19 protein-coding genes and 1 tRNA gene are annotated in these 19673 nt (G+C 34.9%); 15 read left to right on the top strand and 5 right to left on the bottom strand.

The features are described 5' to 3' along the window. Nucleotides 1–113: 113 nt before the first annotated feature. The 5 genes from comE to rlmH all read right to left on the bottom strand — a co-directional run bounded on the left by comE (nt 114) and on the right by rlmH (nt 3090). Complete coding sequence (gene comE / locus ADH54_RS09140) at nt 114–866, bottom strand: competence system response regulator transcription factor ComE (RefSeq protein ID WP_000866065.1); 753 nt, start codon at nt 864–866, stop codon at nt 114–116. Next, complete coding sequence (gene comD, locus ADH54_RS09135; protein WP_049524866.1) at nt 863–2188, bottom strand: competence system sensor histidine kinase ComD; 1326 nt, start codon at nt 2186–2188, stop codon at nt 863–865. The genes comE and comD overlap by 4 nt, the downstream gene beginning before the upstream one ends. A gap of 12 nt (nt 2189–2200) precedes the next feature. After that, entirely contained in the window at nt 2201–2332 is a 132-nt protein-coding gene (comC, locus tag ADH54_RS09130) for a competence-stimulating peptide ComC (RefSeq protein WP_004238647.1), read from the bottom strand. Nucleotides 2333–2493: 161 nt separating this feature from the next. Then, nucleotides 2494–2567: transfer RNA gene (locus tag ADH54_RS09125), tRNA-Arg, on the bottom strand. A 43-nt stretch (nt 2568–2610) separates the two neighbouring features. Beyond that, complete coding sequence (rlmH, locus tag ADH54_RS09120) at nt 2611–3090, bottom strand: 23S rRNA (pseudouridine(1915)-N(3))-methyltransferase RlmH (RefSeq protein WP_049524865.1); 480 nt, start codon at nt 3088–3090, stop codon at nt 2611–2613. Between the two features lie 184 nt (nt 3091–3274). On the opposite strand from rlmH, the gene ADH54_RS09115 reads away from it, so the two are divergent. The 15 genes from ADH54_RS09115 (at nt 3275) to ftsH (ending at nt 19613) form a co-directional block, all read left to right on the top strand. Further along, nucleotides 3275–4456 carry a S1C family serine protease gene (locus tag ADH54_RS09115; protein ID WP_049524864.1) on the top strand — a complete coding sequence of 394 codons (1182 nt, stop codon included), beginning with the start codon at nt 3275–3277 and terminating at the stop codon, nt 4454–4456. A 57-nt stretch (nt 4457–4513) separates the two neighbouring features. Beyond that, complete coding sequence (locus ADH54_RS09110) at nt 4514–5272, top strand: ParB/RepB/Spo0J family partition protein (protein ID WP_049524863.1); 759 nt, start codon at nt 4514–4516, stop codon at nt 5270–5272. 212 nt (nt 5273–5484) lie between these two features. Continuing rightward, nucleotides 5485–6846, top strand: a complete 1362-nt coding sequence (gene dnaA / locus ADH54_RS09105) for a chromosomal replication initiator protein DnaA (RefSeq protein WP_049524862.1) — start codon at nt 5485–5487, stop codon at nt 6844–6846. Between the two features lie 158 nt (nt 6847–7004). Then, nucleotides 7005–8141, top strand: coding sequence for a DNA polymerase III subunit beta (gene dnaN, locus ADH54_RS09100; RefSeq protein ID WP_000581173.1), 1137 nt, complete (start codon nt 7005–7007; stop codon nt 8139–8141). Between the two features lie 64 nt (nt 8142–8205). Next, the gene (locus ADH54_RS09095; RefSeq protein WP_000285186.1) at nt 8206–8400 is read left to right on the top strand and encodes a DUF951 domain-containing protein; all 195 of its coding nucleotides are present in this window, start codon (nt 8206–8208) and stop codon (nt 8398–8400) included. Between the two features lie 84 nt (nt 8401–8484). After that, complete coding sequence (gene ychF, locus ADH54_RS09090) at nt 8485–9600, top strand: redox-regulated ATPase YchF (RefSeq protein ID WP_049524861.1); 1116 nt, start codon at nt 8485–8487, stop codon at nt 9598–9600. A 71-nt stretch (nt 9601–9671) separates the two neighbouring features. After that, nucleotides 9672–10241, top strand: coding sequence for an aminoacyl-tRNA hydrolase (pth, locus tag ADH54_RS09085; RefSeq protein WP_049524860.1), 570 nt, complete (start codon nt 9672–9674; stop codon nt 10239–10241). Further along, nucleotides 10242–13745, top strand: a complete 3504-nt coding sequence (mfd, locus tag ADH54_RS09080) for a transcription-repair coupling factor (RefSeq protein ID WP_049524859.1) — start codon at nt 10242–10244, stop codon at nt 13743–13745. It begins immediately after the preceding gene. Nucleotides 13746–13802: 57 nt separating this feature from the next. Beyond that, nucleotides 13803–14069 (top strand): RNA-binding S4 domain-containing protein, encoded by a 267-nt coding sequence (locus tag ADH54_RS09075; RefSeq protein WP_001234978.1) that lies wholly within the window; start codon nt 13803–13805, stop codon nt 14067–14069. Continuing rightward, the gene (locus ADH54_RS09070) at nt 14062–14430 is read left to right on the top strand and encodes a septum formation initiator family protein (protein ID WP_000041914.1); all 369 of its coding nucleotides are present in this window, start codon (nt 14062–14064) and stop codon (nt 14428–14430) included. Before ADH54_RS09075 ends, ADH54_RS09070 begins: the two co-directional genes overlap by 8 nt. A gap of 4 nt (nt 14431–14434) precedes the next feature. After that, nucleotides 14435–14557 (top strand): SP_0009 family protein, encoded by a 123-nt coding sequence (locus ADH54_RS12630; RefSeq protein WP_049524858.1) that lies wholly within the window; start codon nt 14435–14437, stop codon nt 14555–14557. Further along, the gene (locus ADH54_RS09060) at nt 14550–15818 is read left to right on the top strand and encodes a serine hydrolase (RefSeq protein WP_049524857.1); all 1269 of its coding nucleotides are present in this window, start codon (nt 14550–14552) and stop codon (nt 15816–15818) included. Before ADH54_RS12630 ends, ADH54_RS09060 begins: the two co-directional genes overlap by 8 nt. After that, nucleotides 15815–17092 carry a tRNA lysidine(34) synthetase TilS gene (gene tilS / locus ADH54_RS09055; RefSeq protein WP_001209054.1) on the top strand — a complete coding sequence of 426 codons (1278 nt, stop codon included), beginning with the start codon at nt 15815–15817 and terminating at the stop codon, nt 17090–17092. The genes ADH54_RS09060 and tilS overlap by 4 nt, the downstream gene beginning before the upstream one ends. 4 nt (nt 17093–17096) lie before the next feature. Further along, entirely contained in the window at nt 17097–17639 is a 543-nt protein-coding gene (gene hpt / locus ADH54_RS09050) for a hypoxanthine phosphoribosyltransferase (protein ID WP_000892176.1), read from the top strand. Between the two features lie 15 nt (nt 17640–17654). Further along, nucleotides 17655–19613 carry an ATP-dependent zinc metalloprotease FtsH gene (ftsH, locus tag ADH54_RS09045; RefSeq protein ID WP_049524856.1) on the top strand — a complete coding sequence of 653 codons (1959 nt, stop codon included), beginning with the start codon at nt 17655–17657 and terminating at the stop codon, nt 19611–19613. The last annotated feature ends 60 nt before the right edge of the window (nt 19614–19673 follow it).

Genomic DNA, 19673 nt, shown 5'->3' with positions numbered 1-19673 from the left:
GGGATTCGAACCCGTGTTACCGCCGTGAAAAGGCGGTGTCTTAACCCCTTGACCAACGGACCTTCTATCTGTAGCAGATATAACCATTATATCAATTTCTTGCTAATTGTCAATCACTTTTGAGATTTTTTCTCTAAAATATCTTTTAATTTTCTAATTTTTAATCTTGAAATAGGACAACGATGGTCTTCATAGAAAACAATTTCTAAGTTTTTTCGATCAATTTCTCTAATATTGCCTATATTTACCAAAAATGATTTATGAGGAGAATAAAATCGCTGAGTATGTTTGTCCTTTTCCTGAATATCTGTCATTGTTCCATAGAACTCTTTTGCAAAATTCTTACCAATAATGCGCAATTTATGAGAGACCCCTGTCGTTTCAATATACAGAATGTCATGATAAGGAATTTTTAAATCATTTCCCTTGTAATTGTAGTCAAAATAATCTACAACATCTTCATTTTCAAGCAACATACTCTTCGTGTAGAAGATATTTTGCTCAATTCTCTTCTTGAACATCTCATCATTGATATCCTTATCAACAAAATCTAAGGCTGATACCTGGTATTTATAGGTTAGAGTCGCAAACTCTGATCGACTGGTAATAAAGACGATAATAGCGTAAGGGTTGTAATGACGAATGAGCTGAGCCACTTCAAATCCCTTTTTCTCAATTCCATGAATATCAATATCTAGGAAATAAAGCTGATTTACTTCATCGTTTTCAATGTATTCTTCAAATTCACGGACTTTTCCTGTTGTCTTGTATGATATTGGAATATTCGATTCTTTCGAAATTTCATCCAATATTCTCTCTAGTCTCACTTGATGTTCAATAACATCTTCTAAAATTAAAACTTTCATTCAAATTCCCTCTTAAATCTAATAATTTGTCTAAATGTACTGCCTTCCATCTCTGTTTCTAAAATAATATTGTTGTACTTATCTAGTAGTTCTTTCACATTATTTAATCCTACTCCGCGATTTCTTCCCTTAGTAGAGAATCCTAAAGCAAATAGATCTCCTGAAGGAGTCATCGTCATTTTACATGAATTCTGAATCACAATCACTGTTTCAGTTTCCATTTTAATAACTGCTACTTCCATCTGCTTTTTATAACTATCGGCCGATCCTTCGACAGCATTATTCAATAAAACGCTCATGATACGAACCAAATCCAATAGTTCAATTGGGAGCTTGGTAATCGTATCTTTTACTTCCAGTGTAAACTCTACACCATTATTTCGAGCATAGACAATGGACTGAGCAACCAAACTTCGTAAAGCTGAATCTTCTATATTGTTCAAATCAAAGTAAGTGTACTTATCTGAACGCAGTTTATAATTTGCTTTGACCAAAACTTCATTATAAACTCTGTCAATTTCCTGTAAATTACCACTGTCAATTGCCATCTGCATGCTGACAAGCATCCCAGCATAGTCATGTCGAAAACCACGAATTTCATTATACAGACCGACAATTTCATCTGTGTAGTTTTGTAAATGTTTCTGTTCAAATTTCTTCTGCTTCAAAGCAATCTCTTTTTCTATTTGTTCTTTATGCGAATTCATTGCAAAGAAGGTCAAAAGGAGAGAAATAAAGACGATAGATGATAAAATACTTCCAAAACTATTCAAATGTTTAATTGTACTGACCATATCTGAAACGAAAGATACAATATGTAGCAGTAGTAAAGCAAAAAAGACTTTTTTCAAAAAAGGATATAGGTAGTCTTTGTCAAAATAGTTTAGTTCCAAATGGAAATAACGAATGATTGTTACGATAACGACATAAGTCAACACCGTTACAACGAAAAAGAATAGGCCATAATATTGTAAAACAAAATTGTCTCCTGTTATAGAGGAGAAAGTTACGGACAGAAAGTTATGAGTGCTCTCATATAAAAGAGTTAGTAGTAAACTTAAGAATAGTCCTCTATCCCTCTCATACTGTTTAATCCATCGAAAATAGGAATATAACCCCAAAGGAAATAAAAATGTTGCAATCCCTAACCCATGTAAAGATAGAAAATAGAAGAAAAGTTCAAGTACTACTTCTACTAGTAATGTATAAGCACCAAAAACGTATAGTTCCTTTGCTTTTATTTGACCTTTACAAATTAAATGGTAACTGTGACAAATGATTACAAGATATAATATCAAATCTACTAATAAGAAAAAATCCATTCTGCTACTCCTTTATCTTCTTCTAAAGAAATTAAATATACCAACTAATTTTTCATCTATTCTCCTCATCTCCCCACCTCGAATCTTTTGCAAGTCTTTTTCCTTCAAGGCTACAAACTGTTCCAATTTAACTGTGTTTTTCATAATAAAATCTCCTAAATATTTTTTTGTAAGCTAACTTACAAAAACTATTATACAAAATGGAATTTCATTTTAAATAAAATTCTCTCAACTGTCATTTTTTTCTCCCCAAGTGTACTTTTTTAAGAAAAAAGCCGGGAAAATTCCCAGCTTTGCTACTATATTGATCCCAGCAGGATTCGAACCTGCGACCGTTCGCTTAGAAGGCGAATGCTCTATCCAGCTGAGCTATGAGACCTAACACAATTATTCTACCAAAAAATCAATTAAAAGTCAATTTTCTATTTATGATAGGGGGATCCCTGCTGAATCGTAAAAGCGCGATAGATTTGTTCAACAAGAACCAATCTCATTAACTGATGGGGCAAGGTTAAGCGACCAAAACTAACAGAAAGGTTGGCTCTCTTTTTTACAGCTGATGATAATCCTAAACTCCCTCCAATAATAAAGGTAAGAGTAGAAAATCCTTTTATAGAAGCTTCTTCTAATTGCTTACTAAATTCTTCTGAGGAGAAAGTTTTCCCTTCAATAGCTAACGCAATAACAAAATCACGGTCACCAACTTTTGATAAAATTCTCTGACCTTCTATTTCTAAAATCTTTTGATTTTCTGACTCACTGGCCTTATCTGGTGTTTTTTCATCTGCCAGCTCAATCATTTCAAGCTTAGCAAATCGAGAAATTCGTTTTGAATACTCTGCGATGCCATCTTTTAAATACTTTTCTTTCAGTTTCCCAACTGTTACAACTTTAATTTTCATGACTCTATTCTAACATATTCTCTATTTTTTTCATATCTTATTCACAAAATAAAAGGTTAATTTTAGCCGAGAAAACCACAGATTTTTGAAAGTTATCCACAATCTGTGAAAAACTTTTGTGTTTAAGTTATAATTAAGCTAGTCAGTTTATACTTTCAGTAATTTCAAACATATGGAGGCAAATATGAAACATTTAAAAACATTTTACAAAAAAGGGTTTCAATTATTAGTCGTTATCGTCATTAGCTTTTTTAGTGGAGCCTTGGGTAGTTTTTCAATAGCTCAACTAACTCAAAAAAGTAGTGTAAGCAACTCTAACAACAATAGTACTATTACACAAACTGCCTATAAGAACGAAAATTCAACAACACAGGCTGTTAACAAAGTAAAAGATGCTGTTGTTTCAGTTATTACTTATTCAGCAAACAGACAAAATAGCGTATTTGGTAATGATGATACTGACACAGATTCTCAGCAAATCTCTAGTGAGGGATCTGGGGTTATTTATAAAAAAAATGACAAAGAAGCTTACATCGTCACCAATAATCACGTTATAAATGGCGCCAGCAAAGTAGATATTCGTTTGTCAGATGGAACTAAAGTACCCGGAGAAATTGTCGGAGCGGACACTTTCTCTGATATTGCTGTCGTCAAAATCTCTTCAGAAAAAGTGACAACAGTAGCTGAGTTTGGTGATTCTAGCAAGTTAACCGTAGGAGAAACTGCTATTGCTATTGGTAGCCCGTTAGGTTCTGAATATGCTAATACTGTCACTCAAGGTATCGTATCTAGTCTTAATCGAAATGTATCTTTAAAATCTGAAGATGGACAAGCTATTTCTACAAAAGCTATCCAAACTGATACTGCTATTAACCCAGGTAACTCTGGTGGCCCACTAATCAATATTCAAGGACAGGTTATCGGAATTACCTCAAGTAAAATTGCCACAAATGGAGGAACCTCTGTAGAAGGTCTTGGTTTTGCAATCCCTGCAAATGATGCTATCAATATTATTGAACAGTTGGAAAAGAACGGAAAAGTGACGCGTCCAGCTTTGGGTATCCAAATGGTCAATCTCTCAAATATTAATACAAGTGATATTAGAAGACTGAATATTCCAAGCAGTGTAACATCTGGTGTAGTTGTTCGTTCTGTGCAAAGTAATATGCCTGCCAATGGTCACCTTGAAAAATACGATGTGATTACAAAAGTAGATGACAAAGACATTGCTTCATCAACAGACTTACAAAGTGCTCTTTACAATCATTCTATCGGAGACACCATTAAGATAACCTACTATCGTAACAGTAAAGAAGAAACTACATCTATTAAACTTGACAAGAGTTCAGGTGATTTAGAATCTTAATTGACATCTATGTAAAGAAAACTTTACATAAGAGAAAAGATGTGTTAGTGTAGAATCATGGAAAAATTTGAAATAATTTCTATCACAGATATACAAAAAAATCCCTATCAACCTCGAAAAGAATTTGATAGAGAAAAACTAGATGAACTAGCACAGTCTATCAAAGAAAATGGGGTCATTCAACCGATTATTGTTCGTCAATCTCCTGTGATTGGTTATGAAATCCTTGCAGGAGAGAGACGCTATCGTGCTTCACTTTTAGCTGGTCTAAGGTCTATCCCAGCTGTTGTTAAACAACTTTCAGACCAAGAGATGATGGTCCAGTCCATCATTGAAAATTTACAGAGAGAAAATTTGAATCCAATAGAAGAAGCACGCGCCTATGAATCTCTTGTAGAGAAAGGATTTACCCATGCTGAAATTGCAGATAAAATGGGCAAGTCTCGTCCTTATATCAGCAACTCCATTCGTTTGCTTTCCTTGCCAGAACAAATCCTCTCAGAAGTAGAAAATGGCAAACTATCACAAGCCCATGCACGTTCTCTAGTTGGGTTGAATAAGGAACAACAAGACTATTTCTTTCAACGGATTATAGAAGAAGATATTTCTGTAAGGAAGTTAGAAGCTCTTCTGACAGAGAAAAAACAAAAGAAACTGCAAAAAAATGATCATTTCATACAAAATGAAGAAGAACAGTTAAAAAAACTACTCGGATTAGATGTAGAAATCAAACTATCTAAAAAAGATAGTGGAAAAATCATTATTTCTTTTTCAAACCAAGAAGAATACAGTAGAATTATCAACAGCCTGAAATAAGGCTGTTCTTTTATTTTTTTATCTCACAAGGTTATCCACTATATTTTTCAATAAAAAGCTTAATAAATCAATAGTTTCTGACTTTATCCCCAACCTGTGGATAAAACTTGATAACATTGTGGATTATTTTTCACAGCTTGTGGAAAATTCTTACTATCTATGGTAAAATAAGTCTAGCATTAAACTTTTAAATAGTAAAGGAGGAGGAATGATTGAAAGAAAAACAATTTTGGAATCGTATATTAGAATTTGCTCAAGAAAGACTGACTCGATCCATGTATGATTTCTATGCTATTCAAGCTGAACTCATTAAGGTAGAGGAAAATGTTGCCACTATATTTTTACCACGATCTGAAATGGAAATGGTCTGGGAAAAACAACTAAAAGATATTATTGTAGTTGCTGGATTTGAAATTTATGATGCTGAGATAACTCCCCACTATATTTTCACTAAACCTCAAAATACGACTACCTCACAAGTTGAAGAAGATACAAATTCAACTCTTTATGACTATAGTCCAAAGTTAGCATCTATTCCTTATTCGGATACGGGATTAAAAGAAAAGTATACCTTTGATAACTTTATTCAAGGGGATGGAAATGTTTGGGCAGTATCAGCCGCTTTGGCTGTCTCTGAAGATTTGGCTCTGACCTATAATCCTCTTTTTATCTATGGAGGACCTGGGCTTGGTAAGACTCACCTGTTGAACGCTATTGGAAATGAAATTCTAAAAAATATTCCAAATGCGCGTGTCAAATACATACCTGCTGAAAGCTTTATTAATGACTTTCTTGATCACCTAAGACTTGGGGAAATGGAAAAGTTTAAAAAAACCTATCGTAGTCTTGATCTTTTGTTAATCGATGATATCCAGTCACTCAGCGGAAAAAAAGTTGCAACTCAGGAAGAATTTTTCAATACCTTTAACGCCCTTCATGACAAGCAAAAACAGATTGTCCTAACCAGTGATCGAAGTCCAAAACATCTAGAAGGGCTCGAGGAGAGGCTTGTCACGCGCTTTAGTTGGGGATTAACACAAACTATCACACCCCCTGACTTTGAAACACGTATTGCCATTTTACAAAGTAAAACGGAACATTTAGGCTACAATTTCCAAAGTGATACTCTAGAATACCTAGCTGGGCAATTTGATTCAAATGTTCGAGATCTTGAGGGAGCTATCAACGACATCACTTTAATTGCCCGAGTAAAAAACATCAAGGATATCACTATTGATATTGCTGCAGAAGCCATTAGAGCTCGCAAACAAGATGTTAGCCAAATGCTCGTCATCCCAATTGACAAAATCCAAAATGAAGTTGGTAACTTTTATGGTGTTAGCGTCAAAGAAATGAAGGGAAGCAGACGCCTTCAAAATATCGTTTTGGCCCGTCAAGTAGCCATGTATTTATCTAGAGAACTAACAGATAATAGTCTTCCAAAAATTGGGAAGGAATTTGGTGGAAAAGATCATACAACAGTCATTCATGCCCATGCAAAAATTAAATCTTTGATTGATGAAGACGATAATTTACGTTTAGAAATTGAATCCATCAAAAAGAAAATCAAATAACTTGTGGATAACTTTTACTTTATTATCTTTTTTATCCACATTTTTTAAACAAGCCCAAAAACTAGGTATGCCTTACTTTTAGTCTGTTTTCCACAGATTTCACAGACTCTATTATTACTATTATCCTTCTAATACTAAAAATAAATAAAGGAGAATCCATGATTCATTTTTCAATTAATAAAAATTTATTTCTACAAGCCTTAAATACTACTAAGAGAGCTATTAGCTCTAAAAATGCCATTCCTATTTTATCAACCGTAAAAATTGACGTAACCAATGAAGGTGTTACTTTAATTGGTTCAAATGGTCAAATTTCAATTGAAAATTTTATTTCTCAAAAAAATGAAGATGCTGGTTTGTTAATTACTTCTTTAGGTTCGATCCTTCTTGAAGCTTCTTTCTTCATCAATGTTGTATCTAGTCTACCTGATGTGACTCTTGATTTTAAAGAAATTGAACAAAATCAAATTGTTTTAACCAGCGGTAAATCAGAAATTACCCTAAAAGGAAAAGATAGTGAACAATATCCACGAATCCAAGAAATTTCAGCAAGCACTCCTTTGGTTCTTGAAACAAAATTGCTCAAGAAAATTATTAATGAAACAGCTTTTGCTGCAAGTACACAAGAGAGTCGTCCAATTTTGACAGGTGTTCATTTTGTATTGAGTCAACACAAAGAGTTAAAAACAGTGGCAACAGACTCTCATCGTCTAAGCCAGAAAAAATTAACGCTTGAGAAAAATAGTGATGATTTTGATGTTGTCATTCCTAGCCGTTCTCTACGCGAATTTTCAGCAGTATTTACAGACGATATTGAAACTGTAGAGATTTTCTTTGCCAACAATCAAATCCTCTTTAGAAGCGAAAATATTAGCTTCTATACTCGTTTGTTAGAAGGTAACTATCCTGATACAGATCGTTTGATTCCAACAGACTTTAACACTACAATTACTTTTGATGTGGTAAACTTACGCCAGTCAATGGAACGTGCTCGTCTTTTATCAAGTGCGACTCAAAATGGTACTGTGAAACTTGAAATTAAAGATGGGGTTGTTAGCGCTCATGTTCACTCTCCAGAAGTTGGTAAAGTAAACGAAGAAATCGATACTGATCAGGTTACTGGTGAAGATTTGACCATTAGTTTCAATCCAACTTATTTGATTGATTCCCTCAAGGCTTTAAATAGCGAAAAGGTGACCATTAGCTTTATCTCAGCTGTTCGCCCATTTACTCTTGTGCCAGCAGATACTGACGAGGACTTCATGCAACTTATTACCCCAGTTCGTACAAATTAAGTTAAAGAGGTTGAGCCTAGCTCGCCTCTTTTATGATATAATCGAAAAAGAAAAGGAGAGTAGTATGTATCAAGTTGGAAATTTTGTTGAGATGAAAAAACCACATGCTTGTACTATCAAGTCAACTGGTAAAAAAGCCAATCGTTGGGAAATTACACGTGTAGGGGCAGATATCAAAATCAAATGCAGTAATTGTGACCATGTTGTCATGATGGGACGCTATGATTTTGATCGAAAAATGAATAAAATTATTGACTGAAAACCCTTAGTTAGAGGGTTAGCAAGTTTTCCCTTTTTGTGTTATAATATTAGGGATTGAAATAAAAACGGAGAATGAGAAAATATGGCTTTAACAGCAGGTATCGTTGGTTTGCCAAACGTTGGTAAATCAACACTATTTAATGCAATTACAAAAGCAGGAGCAGAGGCAGCTAACTACCCATTTGCGACTATTGACCCAAACGTTGGAATGGTGGAAGTTCCAGATGAACGCCTACAAAAACTAACTGAAATGATTACTCCTAAAAAGACAGTTCCAACAACATTTGAATTTACAGATATTGCAGGGATTGTAAAAGGAGCTTCAAAAGGAGAAGGACTAGGGAATAAATTCTTGGCCAATATCCGTGAAGTAGATGCGATTGTTCATGTAGTTCGTGCTTTTGATGATGAAAATGTTATGCGAGAGCAAGGACGTGAAGACGCCTTTGTGGATCCACTTGCAGATATTGACACAATTAATCTGGAATTGATTCTTGCTGACTTAGAATCAGTGAACAAACGATATGCGCGTGTAGAAAAGATGGCACGTACGCAAAAAGATAAAGAATCAGTAGCAGAATTCAATGTTCTTCAAAAGATTAAACCAGTCCTTGAAGATGGGAAATCAGCTCGTACAATCGAATTTACAGATGAAGAACAAAAAGTTGTCAAAGGTCTCTTCCTTTTGACGACTAAACCAGTGCTCTATGTTGCTAATGTTGACGAGGATGTGGTTTCAGAACCTGACTCTATCAACTATGTCAAACAAATTCGTGAATTTGCAGCGACAGAAAATGCTGAAGTAGTCGTCATTTCTGCGCGTGCTGAGGAAGAAATTTCTGAGTTAGACGAAGAAGACAAGCAAGAGTTTCTTGAAGCTCTTGGTTTGACAGAATCAGGTGTAGATAAGTTGACGCGTGCAGCTTACCACTTGCTTGGATTGGGAACTTACTTCACAGCTGGTGAAAAAGAAGTTCGCGCTTGGACTTTCAAACGTGGTATGAAGGCTCCTCAAGCAGCTGGGATTATCCACTCAGACTTTGAAAAAGGATTTATTCGTGCAGTAACCATGTCATATGAGGATTTAGTGAAATACGGATCTGAAAAGGCCGTAAAAGAAGCTGGACGCTTGCGTGAAGAAGGAAAAGAATATATCGTTCAAGATGGCGATATCATGGAATTCCGCTTTAATGTCTAAAAAATTAATAAATGGTGTCAATTAGGTTGGAAAAAAATTCCAACCCTTTTGGCTTTTGAAAGGAAAAATAAATGACCAAATTACTTGTAGGCTTGGGAAATCCAGGGGATAAATATTTTGAAACAAAACACAATGTTGGTTTTATGTTGATTGATCAACTAGCGAAGAAACAGAATGTCACTTTTACACACGATAAGATATTTCAAGCTGATCTAGCATCTTTTTTCTTCAATGGAGAAAAAATTTATCTTGTTAAACCAACGACATTTATGAATGAAAGTGGAAAAGCGGTTCATGCTTTATTGACTTACTATGGTTTAGATATTGAAGATTTACTCATCATTTACGATGATCTTGACATGGAAGTTGGAAAGATTCGTTTAAGAGCAAAAGGCTCAGCAGGTGGTCACAATGGCATTAAGTCTATTATTCAACATATAGGGACTCAGACCTTTAATCGTGTTAAGATTGGAATCGGAAGACCTAAAAATGGTATGTCAGTTGTTCACCATGTTTTGAGTATCTTTGACAAGGATGATTATATCGGTATTTTACAGTCTATTGACAAAGTTGACGATTCTGTAAACTACTATTTACAAGAGAAAAATTTTGAGAAAACAATGCAGAGGTATAATGGATAAATGGTGACCTTATTAGATTTATTCTCAGAAAATGATCAGATAAAAAAGTGGCATCAAAGTTTAACAGATAAGAAAAGACAACTAATACTTGGTTTATCAACGTCTACTAAGGCTCTTGCAATTGCAAGCAGTTTAGAAAAAGAAGATAAGATTGTGTTACTGACGTCAACTTATGGAGAAGCAGAAGGACTTGTTAGTGATCTTCTATCTATCTTGGGTGAGGAACTTGTCTATCCATTTTTGGTAGATGATACTCCTATGGTGGAGTTTTTGATGTCTTCACAAGAAAAAATCATTTCACGGGTTGAAGCCTTGCGTTTTTTGACTGATTCATCTAAGAGAGGGATTTTAGTTTGTAATATCGCAGCAAGTCGACTGATTTTACCCTCTTCAACTGTATTTAAAGAAAGTATTATAAAAATTGCAGTTGGTGAAGAATATGACCAACATGCGCTTATCCATCAGTTAAAGGAAATTGGTTATCGAAAGGTTACACAAGTACAAACTCAAGGAGAATTTAGTCTTCGAGGAGATATTTTAGATATTTTTGAAATATCTCAGTTAGAACCTTACCGAATTGAGTTTTTTGGTGATGAAGTAGATGGAATTCGTACTTTTGAAGTCGAAACACAATTATCGAAAGAAAATCAGTCAGAACTTATCATCTTTCCAGCTAGCGATATTCTCATAAGAGAAGAAGATTATCAACGAGGACAGTCAGCTTTAGAAAAACAAATTTCAAAAACGTTATCACCTATTTTAAAATCATACCTAGAAGAAATTCTTTCAAGTTTTCACCAAAAAAAAATGCATTCTGATTCAAGGAAATTTTTATCTTTGTGTTATGATAAGACATGGACTGTTTTTGATTATATTGAAAAAGATATACCAATATTCTTTGATGATTATCAGAAATTGATGAATCAGTATGAAGTATTTGAAAGAGAGTTAGCGCAATACTTTACAGAAGAGTTACAGAGCGGTAAAGCATTTTCTGAGATGCAGTATTTTGCAGATACTGAGAAAATCTATAAAAAACAGAGTCCGGTTACCTTTTTCTCTAATATGCAAAAGGGGTTAGGAAATCTCAAGTTTGATCAAATTTATCAATTTAATCAATATCCTATGCAGGAGTTTTTCAATCAGTTTTCTTTTCTAAAAGAAGAAATTGAACGATATAAAAAAATGGATTACACCATTATTCTGCAGTCTAGCAATTCAATGGGAAGTAAAACATTGGAAGATGTTTTAGAGGAATACCAGATTAAAATGGATTCCAGAGATAAGTCAAGTATTTGTAAAGAATCTGTAAACTTAATTGAGGGAAATCTCAGACATGGTTTTCATTTTGTAGATGAAAAGATTTTATTGATAACTGAACATGAGATTTTTCAAAAGAAATTGAAACGTCGTTTTCGAAGACAACATGTTTCGAATGCAGAGCGCTTAAAAGATTATAATGAACTTGAAAAAGGGGACTACGTTGTTCACCACATTCATGGAATTGGTCAATACCTAGGAATTGAAACCATTGAAATCAAAGGGATTCACCGCGATTATGTTAGCGTCCAATACCAAAATGGTGATCAAATTTCTATCCCAGTAGAACAGATTCATCTACTGTCTAAATATATTTCAAGTGATGGGAAAGCTCCTAAACTCAATAAATTAAATGACGGTCATTTCAAAAAAGCCAAGCAAAAAGTTAAGAATCAGGTAGAGGATATAGCTGACGATTTAATCAAACTTTATTCTGAGCGTAGTCAGTTGAAGGGTTTTGCTTTTTCAGCTGATGATGAAGATCAACATGCTTTTGATGATGCCTTTCCTTATGTTGAAACGGATGATCAACTTCGTAGTGTTGAGGAAATCAAGAGAGATATGCAGACTTCTCAGCCAATGGATCGACTTTTAGTTGGGGATGTTGGTTTTGGAAAGACTGAAGTTGCTATGCGTGCAGCCTTTAAGGCAGTCAATGATCACAAACAGGTTGTCGTTCTAGTTCCGACGACGGTTTTAGCGCAACAGCACTATACGAATTTTAAGGAACGATTCCAAAATTTTGCAGTTAATATTGATGTGTTGAGTCGCTTTAGAAGTAAAAAAGAGCAGACTGAAACACTTGAAAAATTGAAAAACGGTCAAGTTGATATTTTAATTGGAACACATCGTGTTTTGTCAAAAGATGTTGTGTTTGCTGATTTAGGCTTGATGATTATTGATGAGGAACAGCGATTTGGTGTCAAGCATAAGGAAACCTTGAAAGAACTGAAGAAACAAGTGGATGTTCTAACTTTGACAGCTACGCCAATCCCTCGTACCCTCCATATGTCTATGCTGGGAATCAGAGATTTGTCTGTTATTGAAACTCCGCCGACTAATCGTTATCCAGTGCAAACCTATGTTTTGGAAAAGAATGAGAGTGTCATTCGTGATGCTGTTTTGCGTGAAATGGAGCGTGGAGGTCAAGTTTACTATCTTTACAATAAAGTTGACACGATTGACCAGAAGGTTTCCGAATTACAGGAGTTGATTCCAGAGGCTTCGATTGGCTATGTTCATGGGCAAATGAGTGAGATTCAGTTGGAAAATACTCTATTAGACTTCATTGAAGGACAATACGATATTTTAGTAACGACTACCATTATTGAGACAGGGGTGGACATTCCAAATGCCAATACTTTATTTATTGAGAATGCGGATCATATGGGCTTGTCAACCTTGTATCAGTTAAGAGGAAGAGTCGGTCGTAGTAATCGTATTGCTTATGCCTATCTCATGTATCGTCCAGAAAAATCAATCAGTGAAGTCTCTGAGAAGAGGTTAGAAGCGATTAAAGGATTTACAGAATTGGGATCCGGATTTAAGATTGCGATGCGAGATCTTTCGATTCGTGGAGCAGGGAATCTCCTAGGAAAATCCCAGTCTGGTTTCATTGATTCTGTTGGTTTTGAATTGTATTCGCAGTTACTAGAGGAAGCTATTGCTAAACGACATGGTAATGGGAATACAAGAACCAAAGGTAATGCCGAATTGATTTTACAAATTGATGCCTATCTTCCTGATACTTATATTTCTGATCAACGACATAAGATTGAAATTTACAAGAAAATTCGTCAAATTGACAACCGTATCAATTACGAAGAGTTACAAGAAGAGCTGCTGGACCGCTTTGGAGAATACCCAGATGTGGTAGCCTATCTTTTAGAGATTGGTTTGGTTAAGTCATATTTGGACAAGGTCTTTGTTCAACGTGTGGAAAGAAAAGATAATAAAATTACAGTTCAATTTGAAAAAGTCACTCAACGACTGTTTTTAGCTCAAGATTATTTTAAAGCTTTATCCGCAACGAACTTAAAAGCGGGCATCGCTGAGAATAAGGGATTAATGGAGCTTGTATTTGATGTCCGAAATAAGAAAGATTATGAAATTTTAGAAAGTCTGATAATTTTTGGAGAAAGTTTATTAGAGATAAAAGAGTCGAAGGAAGAAAATGCCATTTGATATTTTTCTTCTATAAAATAGATAAAAATGGTACAATAATAAGTTGAGGTAATAAGGATGAGATTAGACAAATATTTAAAAGTATCAAGAATTATCAAGCGTCGTACAGTCGCAAAAGAAGTAGCAGATAAAGGCAGAATCAAGGTGAATGGAATCTTGGCCAAAAGTTCAACGGATTTGAAAGTTAATGACCAAGTTGAAATTCGCTTTGGCAATAAGTTGCTACTTGTCAAAGTACTAGAGATGAAAGATAGTACAAAAAAAGAAGATGCAGCAGGCATGTATGAAATTATCAGTGAAACACGGGTAGAAGAAAATGTCTAAAAATATTGTACAATTGAATAATTCTTTTATTCAAAATGAATATCAACGTCGTCGCTACCTGATGAAAGAACGACAAAAACGGAATCGTTTTATGGGGTGGGTATTGATTTTGATTATGCTATTATTTATCTTGCCAACTTTTAATTTAGCGCAGAGTTATCAGCAATTACTCCAAAGACGTCAGCAATTATCAGAATTGCAAACTCAGTATCAAACTTTGAGTGATGAAAAGGATAAGGAGACAGCATTTGCTACCAAGTTGAAAGATGAGGATTATGCTGCCAAATATACACGAGCGAAGTACTATTATTCTAAGTCGAGGGAAATAGTTTATACGATTCCTGACTTGCTTCAAAGGTGATAAAATGGAAAATTTACTAGACGTAATTGAGAAATTTTTGAGTTTATCAGATGAAAAGCTGGAAGAGTTGGCTGATAAAAATCAATTATTGCGTTTACAAGAAGAAAAGGAAAGGAAGAATGCGTAAATTCTTAATTATTTTGTTGCTACCAAGTTTTTTGACCATTTCAAAAGTCGTTAGCACAGAAAAAGAAGTCGTCTATACTTCGAAAGAAATTTATTACCTTTCACAATCTGACTTTGGTATTTATTTTAGAGAAAAATTAAGTTCTCCCATGATTTATGGAGAGGTTCCTGTTTATGCGAATGAAGATTTAGTAGTGGAATCTGGAAAATTGACTCCCAAAACAAGTTTCCAAATAACTGAGTGGCGCTTAAATAAACAAGGAATTCCGGTATTTAAGTTATCTAACCATCAATTTATAGCTGCAGACAAACGATTTTTATATGACCAGTCAGAGGTAACTCCTACAATAAAAAAAGTATGGTTAGAATCTGACTTTAAACTGTATAATAGCCCTTATGATTTAAAAGAAGTGAAATCATCCTTATCAGCTTATTCGCAAGTATCAATCAATAAGATCATGTTTGTAGAAGGAAAAGAATTTCTACATATTGATCAGGCTGGATGGGTAGCTAAAGAATCAACTTCTGAAGAAGATAATCGGATGAGTAAAGTTCAAGAAATGTTATCTGAAAAATATCAGAAGGATTCATTCTCTATTTATGTTAAGCAACTGACTACTGGAAAAGAAGCTGGTATCAATCAAGATGAAAAGATGTATGCAGCTAGTGTTTTAAAACTACCTTATCTCTACTATACGCAAGAAAAAATAAATGAGGGTCTGTATCAGTTAGATACGACTGTAAAATACGTATCTGCAGTCAATGATTTTCCAGGTTCTTATAAACCAGAGGGAAGTGGTAGTCTTCCTAAAAAAGAGGATAATAAAGAGTATTCTCTCAAGGACTTAATCACAAAAGTATCAAAAGAATCGGATAATGTAGCTCATAACATATTGGGTTATTACATTTCAAACCAATCTGATTCCACATTCAAATCCAAGATGTCTGCCATTATGGGAGATGATTGGGATCCAAAAGAAAAATTGATTTCTTCCAAGATGGCCGGGAAGATCATGGAAGCTATTTATAATCAAAATGGATTTGTGCTAGAGTCTTTGACTAAAACAGATTTTGATAATCAGCGAATTGCCAAAGGTGTTTCTGTGAAGGTAGCTCATAAAATTGGGGATGCGGACGAATTTAAGCATGATACGGGTGTTGTCTACGCAGATTCTCCATTTATTCTTTCTATTTTCACTAAGAATTCTGATTATGATACAATTTCTCAGATAGCTCAGGATGTTTATGAGGTTCTAAAATGAGGGAACAAGATTTTTTAAATCATTTTCTCAAGAAGGGATATTTCAAAAAGCATACTAAGGTGGTGCTAGCTCTTTCTGGTGGACTAGATTCTATGTTTCTATTTAAGGTGTTATCTACGTATCAAAAAGAGTTAGAAATTGAATTGATTCTAGCTCATGTGAATCATAAGCAGAGAGTAGAATCAGATTGGGAAGAAAAGGAATTAAGGAAGTTGGCTGCTGAAGCAGAGCTTCCTATTTATATCAGCGATTTTTCAGGAGAATTTTCAGAAGCGCGTGCTCGACATTTTCGTTATGATTTTTTTCAAGAGGTCATGAAAAAGACAGGTGCGACAGCTTTAGTTACTGCCCACCATGCTGATGACCAGGTGGAAACGATTTTGATGCGTTTGATTCGAGGCACTCGTTTGCGCTATCTATCAGGAATTAAGGAGAAGCAAGTAGTCGGAGTGATAGAAATCATTCGTCCCTTCTTGCATTTTCAGAAAAAAGACTTTCCACCAATTTTTCACTTTGAAGATACATCAAATAAGAAAAATCATTATTTTCGAAATCGTATTCGAAATTCTTATTTACCAGAATTAGAAAAAGAAAATCCTCGATTTAGAGATTCAATCTTAAGTATCGGTAATGAAATTTTAGATTATGACTTAGCTATAGCTGAATTATCAAAGAATATTGATGTAGAAAATTTAGAGCAGCTATTGTCTTACTCTGAGTCGACACAAAGAGTTTTACTTCAAACTTATCTGAATCGTTTTCCAGATTTGAATCTTACAAAAGCGCAGTTTGATGAAGTTATGCAAATTTTAAAAACTAAAAGCCAGTATCGTCATCTGCTTAAAAATGGCTATGAATTGATAAAAGAGTATCAACAGTTTCAGATTTGTAAAATCAGTCCGCAGGCTGATGAAAAGGAAGATGAACTTGTGTTACACTATCAAAATCAGGTATCTTATCAAGGTTATTTATTTTCCTTTGGACTTCCTTTAGAAGGTGAATCAATTCAGCGAATACCTGTTTCACGGGAAACATCAATACACATTCGTCATCGAAAAAGAGGAGATTTTTTGATTCAAAATGGGCATAGAAAAAAACTCAGACGTCTATTTATTGATTTGAAAATCCCTATGGAAAAGCGAAAATCTGCTCTGATTATTGAGCAATTTGGTGAAATTGTCTCAATTTTGGGAATTGCGACCAGTAATTTGAGTAAAAACACGAAAAATGATATAATGAACACTGTACTTTATATAGAAAAAATAGATAGGTAAAAAAATGTTAGAAAATGATATTAAAAAAATCCTCGTTTCACACGATGAAATTACAGAAGCTGCTAAAAAATTAGGTGCTCAATTAACTAAGGACTATGCAGGAAAAAATCCAATTTTAGTTGGGATTTTAAAAGGATCTATTCCTTTTATGGCTGAATTGGTCAAACATATTGATACACATATTGAAATGGACTTCATGATGGTTTCTAGCTACCATGGTGGAACAGCAAGTAGTGGTGTTATCAATATTAAACAAGATGTGACTCAAGATATCAAAGGAAGACATGTTCTATTTGTAGAAGATATCATTGATACAGGTCAAACTTTGAAGAATTTGCGAGATATGTTTATTGCAAGAGAAGCAGCTTCTGTTAACATTGCAACCTTGTTGGATAAACCAGAAGGACGTGTTGTAGAAATTGAGGCAGACTATACCTGCTTTACTATCCCAAATGAGTTTGTAGTAGGTTATGGTTTAGACTACAAAGAAAATTATCGTAACCTTCCTTATGTTGGAGTATTGAAAGAAGAAGTGTATTCAAATTAGAAAGAATAATTTTTAATGAAAAAACAAAATAATGGTTTAATTAAAAATCCTTTTCTATGGTTATTACTTATTTTTTTCCTAGTTACAGCTTACCAGTATTTTAGTACAGGTAGTGTTGCAGGGAAAAGTGAGCAAATTAATTATACAGAATTGGTAAAAGAAATTACCGATGACAATGTAAAAGAATTAACCTACCAACCAAATGGCAGTGTTATCGAAGTTTCGGGTGTCTATAAAAATCCTAAAACAAGTAAAGAAGAAACAGGCATTCAGTTCTTTTCTCCATCTGTTACAACAGTAGAGAAATTTTCAAGTATTATTCTTCCCTCTGATACCACAGTATCAGAATTGCAAAAGCTTGCTTCTGATCATAAAGCGGAAGTAACTGTTAAGCATGAAAGTTCAAGTGGTATGTGGATTAATCTACTCGTATCCATTGTACCATTTGGGATTCTTTTCTTCTTCCTATTCTCTATGATGGGAAATATGGGAGGAGGAAATGGCCGTAATCCAATGAGTTTTGGACGTAGTAAGGCTAAAGCTGCAAATAAAGAAGATATTAAAGTAAGATTTTCAGATGTTGCTGGAGCTGAGGAAGAAAAACAAGAACTGGTTGAAGTTGTTGAATTCTTAAAAGATCCAAAACGATTTACAAAACTTGGAGCCCGGATTCCAGCAGGTGTTCTTTTGGAGGGACCTCCGGGAACAGGTAAGACATTGCTTGCTAAGGCAGTCGCCGGAGAAGCAGGCGTTCCATTCTTTAGTATCTCAGGTTCTGACTTTGTAGAAATGTTTGTCGGAGTTGGAGCTAGTCGTGTTCGTTCTCTTTTTGAAGATGCCAAAAAAGCAGCGCCAGCTATCATCTTTATCGATGAAATTGATGCTGTTGGACGTCAACGTGGAGTTGGTCTTGGCGGAGGAAATGACGAACGTGAACAAACCTTGAACCAACTCTTGATTGAAATGGATGGTTTTGAGGGAAATGAAGGGATTATTGTCATTGCTGCGACAAACCGTTCAGATGTACTTGACCCTGCCCTTCTGCGTCCAGGACGTTTTGATAGAAAAGTATTGGTTGGCCGTCCTGATGTTAAAGGTCGTGAAGCAATCTTGAAAGTTCATGCTAAGAACAAGCCTTTAGCAGAAGATGTAGATTTGAAATTAGTTGCTCAACAAACTCCAGGTTTTGTTGGTGCTGATTTAGAGAATGTCTTGAATGAAGCGGCTTTAGTTGCTGCTCGTCGCAATAAATCGATAATTGATGCCTCAGATATTGATGAAGCAGAAGATAGAGTTATTGCTGGACCTTCTAAGAAAGATAAGACTGTTTCACAAAAAGAACGTGAATTGGTTGCCTACCATGAAGCAGGACATACCATTGTTGGTCTAGTTTTGTCGAATGCCCGTGTTGTACATAAAGTTACTATCGTACCACGTGGACGTGCAGGCGGTTATATGATTGCACTTCCTAAGGAAGACCAAATGCTTCTATCTAAAGAAGATATGAAAGAGCAATTGGCTGGCTTAATGGGTGGACGTGTAGCTGAAGAAATTATCTTTAATGTCCAAACTACAGGAGCTTCAAACGACTTTGAACAAGCGACACAAATGGCGCGTGCAATGGTTACAGAGTACGGTATGAGTGAAAAACTTGGCCCAGTTCAATATGAGGGTAATCATGCTATGTTTGGAGCACAAAGCCCTCAAAAATCAATTTCAGAACAAACAGCTTATGAAATTGACGAAGAGGTTCGTTCATTATTGAATGAGGCACGAAATAAAGCTGCTGAAATTATTCAGTCAAATCGTGAAACTCACAAGTTGATTGCAGAAGCACTATTGAAATACGAAACATTGGATAGTACACAAATTAAAGCTCTTTATGAAACAGGAAAGATGCCTGAAACCGTAGAAGAGGAATCTCATGCATTATCTTATGATGAAGTAAAGTCAAAAATGAATGATGAAAAATAACCCCAAGAGAGGCAAGACCTCTCTTTTTTGTGCAGTTTAGATGGTGTAGGGAACAGAATG

The sequence above is a fragment of the Streptococcus pseudopneumoniae genome, from assembly GCF_001072315.1.
Taxonomy (GTDB): Bacteria; Bacillota; Bacilli; order Lactobacillales; family Streptococcaceae; genus Streptococcus; species Streptococcus pseudopneumoniae_R.
This window is presented reverse-complemented; position numbering and strand designations above follow the sequence as displayed.